We start from the raw sequence: 7409 nt of genomic DNA on the forward strand, positions 1-7409 counted from the left end.
GCGCTCAGCCTTCGGCGACGGTCCAGCCCCGCGCGGCGAGCTCCCGGGTGAGCATCTCCTCACGGGTGGCGTCCACGGAGACGTGGGCGATGCCCACCGCGCGGCCCAGCTCGTGCTCGAGGCGGAGATCCTCTAGGTTGACGCCGATCTGGCCGATCTCCGTGAGCAGCCGGGCGAGCTCCCCGGGCCGGTCCGGGACGAGCACGGCGAGCACGGCGAAGGAGTCGGTGCCGGCGCCGTGCTTGCCCGGGATACGCCGCACCCCGCGGTTGCCGTCGGCGATGAGGGACGCGAGGGCGCGGCGGGATCCGGTGCGCGGATCCGGGTCGCCGCGCAGCGAGTCGAGGGCGGAGAGCACGTCGTCGAGCCGGTCCCGGACCCCGGTGAGGACCTCGCGCACCGAGGCGGCGTTCGCTCCGAGGATCTCGACCCACAGCCGAGGATCGGAGTCGGCGATGCGGGTGGTGTCGCGGAGGCCCTGGCCGGCGAGGCCGAGGGCGCTCTCCGAGGGCTCCAGGAGGCTGCCCGCGAGCAGGCTCGAGAGCACCTGGGGGACGTGGGAGACGTGGGCGACGGCGATGTCGTGAGCGGCCGCGTCGAGGAGCGTGGGGACGGACCCGATCTCGGTCGCCACGGCCCGCAGAACGGTCACCGCGTCGGGACGGGTAGCGGGATGCGGGACAACCACGAAGGGACGCCCCTGGAAGAGATCGCCGCGGGCGGCGATCACCCCAGACACCTCGCGACCGGCCATGGGATGGGCGCCGATGTATCGCGGCAGGTCGCTCTCGCGTCCGAGCGCGCGCACGCCGTCGAGGACCGTGCTCTTCACGCTCGCGACGTCGGCGACGATCGCCTCCGGCCACTGCGCGAGGGCCCGCACCACCAGCGCCGCGGCGACATCGGGCGGCGCCGCGACGAGCACGAGCGCGGGATCGGGGTCCCCGTCGGCCGGCAGCTCCCCCACGCCCAGCTCGACGGCGAGGGCCGCGGTGCCCGGGGACACGTCCTCGACCTGCACGGGGACGTCCGCGGCGCGCAGTGCCATGCCCAGGGAACCGCCGATCAGCCCCGTGCCGACGATCCGCACCGGGCCCGGGACGAGTCCGCTCACAGGCCCACCTCGGCCATCAGGGTGCCGAGCTCGCGGCCGGTCAGCTCGCGGGTTCGCCCCGGGGCGAGATCGCCGAGCAGCACCGGTCCGATGCGGGTGCGCATGAGCGAGGTGAGCTCGAAGCCCTGGGACGCGAACATGCGGCGCACGATCCGGTTGCGACCCTCGTGCAGGGTCACCTCGACGACCGCCTCGCGACCGTCCTGCGCGAGCACCCGGGCGCGGTCCGCGCGGGCGGGGCCGTCCTCGAGCTCGACCCCCTCGCGGAGCGTCTTCACCAGGCCGCGCGGCGGACCTCCGGGCGCGTCGAAGCGGCACACGTACGTCTTCTCGACCGAGAAGCTGGGATGAGTGAGCCGGTGGGCGAGCTCCCCGTCGTTGGTGAGGAGAAGCAGCCCCTCGGTCTCGTAGTCGAGCCGGCCCACGTGGTAGAGCCGCTGGTCGTAGCCCGCGGTGAACTCGGTCAGGTCGCGTCGTCCCTCGGGGTCGCTCATGGCGGAGACGACCTTGCGCGGCTTGTTCAGCACGACGGTCAGCTTCGCCTCGTCGAGCTGCAGGCGGCGCCCGTCCACGTGCACGGTCTGGGTGGCGGGATCGATGCGCACCCCCTGCTCGAGCACCACCGCGCCGTCGACGCTCACGCGACCCGAGGAGATCAGCGCCTCGCAGGCACGGCGGGATCCGAACCCGGCCCGGGCCAGGACCTTCTGCAGGCGCTCGCCGTCCTCGCGATGGACCTCCGGCCCGTAGCCGTCGTCCGGGGCCGGAGCCGCGGGGGTGCCGTCGGCGTCGCGCAGCCGGACCGTCCGCGGCGGGGTGAAGGCGCTGCGCCGGCGTCGGCCGCCGCCGCGGGAAGAGGAGCCGGTCATCAGGCGGCCGCGCCGCGCGCGATCAGCTCGCGGGCGAGTTGGCGGTACGCGTCCGCGCCCTTGTTGCTGGAGGCGAAGGAGATGATCGGCTCGGCCGCGACGGAGGCATCGGGGAACTTCACCGTGCGGTTGATGGTGGTGTGGAAGACCTTGTCCGGGAAGGCCTCGACCACGCGCTGGCACACCTCGCGGGCGTGCAGGGTGCGCGGGTCGAACATGGTGATCAGGATGCCGTCGAGCTCGAGGCGCGGGTTGATGCGGTCCTGCACCTTCTCGATGGTCTCCACGAGCAGCGCGACGCCGCGGAGCGCGAAGTACTCCGCCTCGAGCGGGATGATCACGCCGTGGCTCGCGGCGAGGGCGTTGACCGTGAGCAGGCCCAGCGACGGCTGGCAGTCGATGATGATCACGTCGTAGTCGTCGGCGACGGGGCGCAGCACGCGGGCCAGCGCCATCTCCCGCGCGACCTCGTTGACCAGGGTGACCTCCGCGGCGGAGAGGTCGATGTTCGCGGGCAGCACGTCGAGGCCCTCGGTGGAGGTCTCGCGGATCACCTCGCGCACGTCGTGCCCGCGCTCCATCAGCAGGTTGTAGACGGTCACGTCGAGGTCGTACGGGTTCACGCCCGTCCCCGCGCTGAGCGCTCCCTGGGGGTCGAGGTCCACGAGCAGCACCTTGCGACCCAGCTCCGCGAGCGCCGCCCCCAGGTTGATCACGCTGGTGGTCTTCCCGACCCCGCCCTTCTGGTTGACCATCGAGATGATCCGGGCGGGTCCGTGGCCCTCGAGCGGCGCCGGCTCCGGCAGGTCCGGCATCGGCCGGCCGGTCGGGCCGAGATCGATGTCCAGCTGCTGAGAGGAGGAGGGGCTCACGTCGTAGTCCTGTCGTCGGCGTCGTGGTCGGGTGCGGGGACGGGCCACGGCCGCCCTCGCGGACGGCATCAGGTCCTCGAACCCCGGGAGGGGCGTCTGCGCGCAGTCGCCCGAGGCGTGTCGGCGAGACGGCCCCGGGACCGGGGTGCTCGCGCCGGTCAAGTCTAAGCCCCCCGTCGGGCACGGGGGTGGGCGATCGCGTGCGCCTCCCGCAACGAGTCGACCGTGACCTTCGTGTACAGCTGCGTCGTGGTGACCGAGGCGTGGCCGAGCAGCTCCTGCACGGCGCGGACGTCGGCCCCGCCGTGCACCAGATGCGTCGCGAAGGAGTGGCGCAGGGTGTGCGGGCTCACCGTCTCGGGGATCTCTGCCGTCTCCGCCGCGCGCTGCACCACCTGCCAGGCAGCCTGCCGCGTGAGCCGCGTCCCGCGCGAGCCGAGGAAGATCGCGGGGGTCCCTGGACCGCGGGACGCGAGGGCGGGGCGGCCCCGGGTGAGATAGGCGTCGAGCGCCTCGAGCGCATAGCGTCCGACGGGCACGACGCGGTGCTTGTCCCCCTTGCCCCGCAGCACGGCGGAGCGCTCGGCGCGATCGACGTCGTCGAGGTCCATGCCGGTGGCCTCCGAGATGCGGGCGCCGAGGCCGTAGAGCACCTCGACCAGGGCGCGATCCCGCAGGGCCCGCTCGGTCGCGTCCCGACCGGTGCCGGGACGGCTCGCGGCCTCGAGCAAGGACTCGACCTGGTCGATCGCGAGGGGATGGGGCAGGCGCGCGGGCACCGCGGGCGAAGGCACCAGGCGCGTCGGGTCCCCGGTGGAGGAGACCCGCTCCGCCTCCAGGAAGGAGTGCAGCCCCCGCGCGGCGGCGAGGGCCCTGGCGGCGGAGGCGGCCGAGAGCGCGCTCCCCCCGTCGGCCCCGGTGCGGAGGGTCTGCACCCAGGCGGTGAGCCGTGCGGGTTCGATCGCCGCCGTGTCGTCGTCGGTGCGGGCGAGGTCCGCGAGATAGCGGCGCAGATCGCGCCGATAGGCGGCCAGGGTGTTGGCGGACAGGCCGCGCTCCACGCGCAGATGCGCGAGGTACTGCTCGAGGAGCCGACGGTCCGCGAGGCGCAGGTCGTCCTCGTCGGCGGCGGGGCCGTCCGACGGGGACCGCCCGGCGCCCGCCTCGCTCACAGCGTGACGAAGGGATCGATCGCCAGGGCCACGAACAGCAGCGTGAGGTACGTGATCGAGCCGTGGAAGACGGTCATCGGGCCGAGCTGCTTCCCGGTCCAGCCCTTGTGGACGCGCGCCGCGTAGCGGACCACGAGGAAGCCGAACCAGGCGCCCGAGGCGACGGCCCCGACGCCGTACACCCAGCCGGTGTGGCCGAGGGGGATGATCGCGAGGCTCGCCGCGATCATCAGCGCGGTGTGCATGATCATCTGCCGGGCGACGGAGGTCCGGGAGGCGACGACGGGAAGCATCGGCACGCCGGCGTCCGCGTAGTCCTTCTGGAACTTCTCCGCGAGGGGCCAGTAGTGCGGCGGGGTCCAGAAGAAGATGACCAGGAACAACAGCACCGCGGTCCAGGAGACGGTCTCGGTGACCGCGGACCAACCGATGAGCACGGGCATGCAGCCGGCGACGCCGCCCCAGACGATGTTCTGGCTCGTGCGGCGCTTGAGGATCATCGTGTAGAAGACGACGTAGAGCAGGATCGCTGCGACCGCGAGAGCGGCCGACATCCAGTTCACGAGCAGCCCCAGCCACAGCGCCGAGACCGCCGAGATCACGAGCCCGAAGATCAGCCCGGCGCGCGCGGAGATCTCGCCGGTGACCAGCGGCCGGTTGCGGGTGCGCTTCATCTTGGCGTCGATGTCGCGGTCCAGGTACATGTTCAGCGCGTTCGCCCCGCCCGCGGCGAGATATCCGCCCACGAGCGTCGCGACGATCAGCAACGGCGACGGGAAGCCGCCGGCGGCGAGGAACATGGTGGGGATCGTGGTGATGAGCAGCAGCTCGATGATCCGCGGCTTCGTCAGCGCCACATAGGCGCGGAGCACCGAGAGAGGAGTTCGCCGGGGCGTCTCGCCGTGCATCCCCGTCGACTGCGCGGATGCTCCCTGGGTGGCGGTCACCGCCCACCGTCCCTTCCTTCTGCACACGGCGCACGGCCGCCTGGACCTGCCCAGTCTAGGTGACGACGGCGCGCCCTCTTCCTGACGGCGCGCGTGAGACGTGGCACCGCACCTTCATCGCCGTCCTGTCCGCGAACAGCGGACGACAACAGGCTGAACGCGATCACCGTTGCTGTCGTGAGCGCATTAAGGTGGTCGCATCGCTCCGCCCTCGCCCCCGGGGACCTCGCGGCACCCGCCGCACCGACCCGGCGTGGCGCGACCGGCGGGGCTGTCGAATGAAGCGGCCGAACGCCGCTGCCCGGCGAAAGGAAGCACACATGACCGACACCTTCAAGGCCCCCGAGGGCTGGACCGAGCTCGACAAGCGCGCCGTCGACACCGTGCGCGTGCTCGCGGCCGACGCCGTCGAGAAGGTCGGCAACGGCCACCCCGGCACCGCCGTGAGCCTCGCCCCCGCCGCCTACCTCCTCTACCAGGACGTCATGCGGCACGACCCGACCGATCCGGCGTGGCTCGGCCGCGACCGCTTCGTGCTCTCCGCGGGCCACTCCAGCCTGACCCAGTACATCCAGCTCTTCCTCGGCGGGTTCGGCCTCGAGAAGAAGGACATCGAGGAGCTGCGCACCTGGGGCTCGAAGACCCCGGGCCACCCCGAGAACTTCCACACGAAGGGCGTGGAGATCACCACCGGCCCGCTCGGCCAGGGCATCTCCTCCGCGGTCGGCTTCGCCATGGCCCAGCGCCGCGAGCGCGGCCTGCTCGACCCCGAGGCGGCGCCGGGCACGAGCCCCTTCGACCACTTCACCTACGTGATCGCCTCCGACGGCGACCTGCAGGAGGGCGTGTCCTCCGAGGCCAGCTCCCTCGCCGGCACCCAGCAGCTCGGCAACCTCATCGTGATCTGGGACGACAACGAGATCTCGATCGAGGGCGACACCTCGATCGCCTTCACCGAGGACACCGCGGCCCGCTACGAGGCCTACGGCTGGGACGTCCGCACCGTCGACTGGACCAACGGCGGGACCGAGTACGTCGAGGACGTCGCCGCGCTCAAGGACGCGATCCTCGAGGGCCAGAAGGTCACCGACAAGCCGACCTTCATCCGCCTCCGCACCGTGATCGGCTGGCCGATCCCCGAGCTCGCCGGCTCCCACAGCGTCCACGGCGCGAAGCTCGGCGCCGAGGGCGTCAAGGGCCTCAAGGAGGCCGTGGGCTTCGATCCCGAGCAGACGTTCCAGGTTGACGAGGACGTCCTCGCCCATACCCGCGGCCTCGCCGAGCGCGCTGCCGCCGCCAAGGCCGAGTGGGAGAAGGGCTACCAGGCGTGGCGCTCCGCGAACGCCGACGCCGCGGCCCTGCTGGACCGCCTGCGGTCGCGCGAGCTGCCCGAGGGCTTCGCCGAGGCGTTCCCGACCTTCGAGGCCGACGAGAAGGGCGTCGCCACCCGCGCCGCCTCCGGCAAGGTCCTCGCGGCCCTCGCCCCCGTCATGCCCGAGTTGTGGGGCGGCTCCGCCGACCTCGCCGGCTCGAACAACACCACCATGAAGGGCGAGCCCTCCTTCCTCCCCGCCGAGCTCAGCTCCTCCGAGTTCGCTGGCGACCAGTACGGCCGCACCCTCCACTTCGGCATCCGCGAGCACGGCATGGGCGCGATCCTCTCCGGGATCTCGCTCCACGGCCTGACCCGCCCCTACGGCGGCACCTTCTTCCAGTTCGCGGACTACATGCGCGGTGCCGTCCGCCTCGCCTCGTTGATGAAGACCCCGGCCACCTACGTGTGGACCCACGACTCCATCGGCCTCGGCGAGGACGGCCCGACCCACCAGCCGGTCGAACACCTCGCCGCCTACCGCGCGATCCCGAACCTCTCGATCGTGCGCCCCGCGGACGCGAACGAGACCGCGCAGGCCTGGAAGGCCCTGCTGGAGCGCGACAACGGCCCCGTCGGCCTGATCCTCTCCCGCCAGGCGCTGCCCACCTTCGACCGCACCGAGTACGCCGGTGCCGAGAACCTGTCGAAGGGCGGCTACGTCATGAAGGAGGCCTCGACCGGCACGCCGGAGGTCATCCTCATCGCCACCGGCTCCGAGGTGCAGTACGCCGCCGAGGCGCAGAAGCAGCTCGAGGCCGAGGGCACCCCCACCCGCCTCGTCTCCATGCCGTCCGTCGAGTGGTTCGACGAGCAGTCCGACGAGTACAAGGAGTCCGTGCTCCCCTCCACGGTGACCGCCCGCGTCACCGTCGAGGCCGGCATCGCCATGCCGTGGTACCGCTTCCTCGGTACCTACGGCCGCGCCGTGTCGCTCGAGCACTACGGCGCCTCCGCCGACGCGAAGACCCTCTTCCGCGAGTACGGCTTCACCGCCGAGGCGGTCGTGGCCGCCGCCAAGGACTCGATCGCCGCAGCCGGCGCCTGATCCACCCGCGGGGGG

General features: G+C 72.5%; 6 protein-coding genes. 1 reads left to right on the forward strand and 5 read right to left on the reverse strand.

The features are described 5' to 3' along the window. Positions 1-4: 4 nt before the first annotated feature. The 5 genes from ACZCAH_RS03135 to ACZCAH_RS03155 form a co-directional block, all read right to left on the reverse strand. Entirely contained in the window at positions 5-1114 is a 1110-nt protein-coding gene (locus tag ACZCAH_RS03135; protein ID WP_464339674.1) for a prephenate dehydrogenase, read from the reverse strand. Beyond that, entirely contained in the window at positions 1111-1983 is an 873-nt protein-coding gene (locus ACZCAH_RS03140) for a pseudouridine synthase (RefSeq protein WP_464339675.1), read from the reverse strand. Before ACZCAH_RS03140 ends, ACZCAH_RS03135 begins: the two co-directional genes overlap by 4 nt. After that, positions 1983-2855, reverse strand: a complete 873-nt coding sequence (locus tag ACZCAH_RS03145) for a ParA family protein (protein ID WP_329746758.1) — start codon at positions 2853-2855, stop codon at positions 1983-1985. Before ACZCAH_RS03145 ends, ACZCAH_RS03140 begins: the two co-directional genes overlap by 1 nt. Positions 2856-3019: 164 nt before the next feature. After that, positions 3020-4027: a tyrosine recombinase gene (locus ACZCAH_RS03150; protein ID WP_464339676.1), complete on the reverse strand. Its 1008-nt coding sequence runs from the start codon at positions 4025-4027 to the stop codon at positions 3020-3022. Further along, entirely contained in the window at positions 4024-4974 is a 951-nt protein-coding gene (locus tag ACZCAH_RS03155; RefSeq protein WP_464339677.1) for a heme o synthase, read from the reverse strand. The genes ACZCAH_RS03150 and ACZCAH_RS03155 overlap by 4 nt, the downstream gene beginning before the upstream one ends. Before the next feature lie 320 nt (positions 4975-5294). On the opposite strand from ACZCAH_RS03155, the gene tkt reads away from it, so the two are divergent. Then, positions 5295-7394 carry a transketolase gene (gene tkt, locus ACZCAH_RS03160; RefSeq protein ID WP_464339678.1) on the forward strand — a complete coding sequence of 700 codons (2100 nt, stop codon included), beginning with the start codon at positions 5295-5297 and terminating at the stop codon, positions 7392-7394. Positions 7395-7409 lie beyond the last annotated feature (15 nt).

Source organism: Brachybacterium sp. B718/18 (assembly GCF_055454375.1).

Coding starts and splice junctions, on each gene's coding strand:
- tkt (WP_464339678.1), top strand. CDS start 5,295: ATGACCGACACCTTCAAGGCCCCCGAGGGCTGGACCGAGCTCGACAAG.
- ACZCAH_RS03140 (WP_464339675.1), bottom strand. CDS start 1,983: ATGACCGGCTCCTCTTCCCGCGGCGGCGGCCGACGCCGGCGCAGCGCC.